The 1536-nt window shown below is 61.5% G+C and carries 1 protein-coding gene; it reads left to right on the top strand.

Annotation, left to right across the window (positions count from 1 at the left end; all coding sequences use genetic code 11):
- Window positions 1-84 precede the first annotated feature (84 nt).
- Window positions 85-1182, top strand: a complete 1098-nt coding sequence (locus ACFPPB_RS20250; RefSeq protein ID WP_377330461.1) for an IS110 family RNA-guided transposase — start codon at window positions 85-87, stop codon at window positions 1180-1182.
- Window positions 1183-1536: the final 354 nt, after the last annotated feature.

Raw genomic sequence — 1536 nt, 5'->3', positions numbered from 1 at the left:
GAGTAAAAAGAGACTTCCTCCCCTTTCGGCCTCGAGGGCCATGATGGTGATGCTGGTCAACCGTCACTCGAAGAGGAAGTCTCCATGAGCACTATAACCATTGGCGTGGATTTGGCGAAGAGCGTGTTTTCGGTATGCGAAGTAGATGGCAGCGGCCATGTACTGCGCCGGCGGGATCTGAAACGGGATGCCTTCGCAGTGTGGCTGGCGCAGGTGCCAGCGGGCACGGTGGTGGCGATGGAGGCGTGCAGTGGTGCGCACCATTGGGGCCGGCGCTGTCTGGAGTACGGCCTGCAGCCACGCTTGATGGCGGCGCAGTTCGTCACGCCGTTTCGCAAAAATCGCACCGCGAAGAACGACCGCAACGATGCCGAGGCGATCGCCACGGCAGCCCGCCAGGGCAATATGCGCTTCGTACCCGTCAAAACCGTCGATCAACAGGCGCGATTGTCGTGCCACCGGGTACGCGAGGGTTACAAGGTAGAAGGCTTGTCGATCAGCAACCGCCTGCGCGGATTGCTGGCCGAATTCGGCATCGTGGTGGCGAAAAGCGATCTGGCGTTGCGCCGTGCACTGGCCGACCTTGATCGACAGACGGCACTACCTCCCGAGATGCGCGAACTTCTGCATGACCTTAGCGCGCACTGGGCGAAGGTCCGCACGGCCGTCGACGCGTGCAGTGCACGCATCGACGCCCATGCGCGAGTGGACGAGCGTTGTATACGGCTGCGCGCGATCATCGGGATCGGCACGATCACCGCTGATGCGGCGATCGCCACACTCGGCGATGCCAAGGAGTTCCGCAATGGCCGACAGGTGAGCGCCTGGCTCGGACTCGTACCGACGCAGCATTCCAGTGGCGGGCATGCTCGCCTTGGCACGATAAGCTGTCGCGGCGATGGCTATCTGCGCACGCTGTTGATCCAGGGCGCCCGCAGCAGCCTGCAGCGAGCCAAAGCGGTCAGCGTGGAAAAGTCCACGCCCGAACAGATCTGGATACGCCAGTTGGCCAGTCGGATGCCCTTCGGCAAAGTGCTGGTGGCCATCGCCAACAAGCATGCCCGGCAGCTGTGGGCGATGCTGGCCCATGACGAAACCTACGACGCCGACGCGTGGCTGAAGCACCCGATGGTGCAGCGCCCTGCCGGCAAACACGCCATCACGATGCGCACCACGGCGTAACCACAAGCGACCCATTTCATCAGTTCAACGTCAGCGCGACGAGGTAGCAACGGGTCAGACCCACCCGGAGAGAACCTGACTAACATTCTGGACGTCCAAACGTGAGCTGGTTGATCGCCAGACACCGACGACACCGACGAATGAATGAGGTCTCTGGGCGCGGTTTATACCCAGGTCCGCGTCAGCACCATCGATGCAACAAGGCCGTTTACGGAAATGCAGTCTGGCAACGTTCAACGCCGCACGCACTGACATGCACGACGCAACACAGAGGACAACATGATGGCCAGCGAAAGCCTGAAAGCTCAAGGCAAGAGCATCAAGCGGGCGGTATTGACGGGAAGTCTCTTACGG

Origin of the sequence: Rhodanobacter terrae, assembly GCF_042657005.1 — a bacterium.
Lineage (GTDB): Bacteria > Pseudomonadota > Gammaproteobacteria > Xanthomonadales > Rhodanobacteraceae > Rhodanobacter > Rhodanobacter terrae.
The sequence above is the reverse complement of the archived record's forward strand: the minus strand, read 5'-3'. Positions and strand labels throughout refer to the sequence as shown.

Bases quoted from the DNA above. Each gene is read 5' to 3' on its own strand.
- ACFPPB_RS20250 (WP_377330461.1), top strand. From the start codon at position 85: ATGAGCACTATAACCATTGGCGTGGATTTGGCGAAGAGCGTGTTTTCG.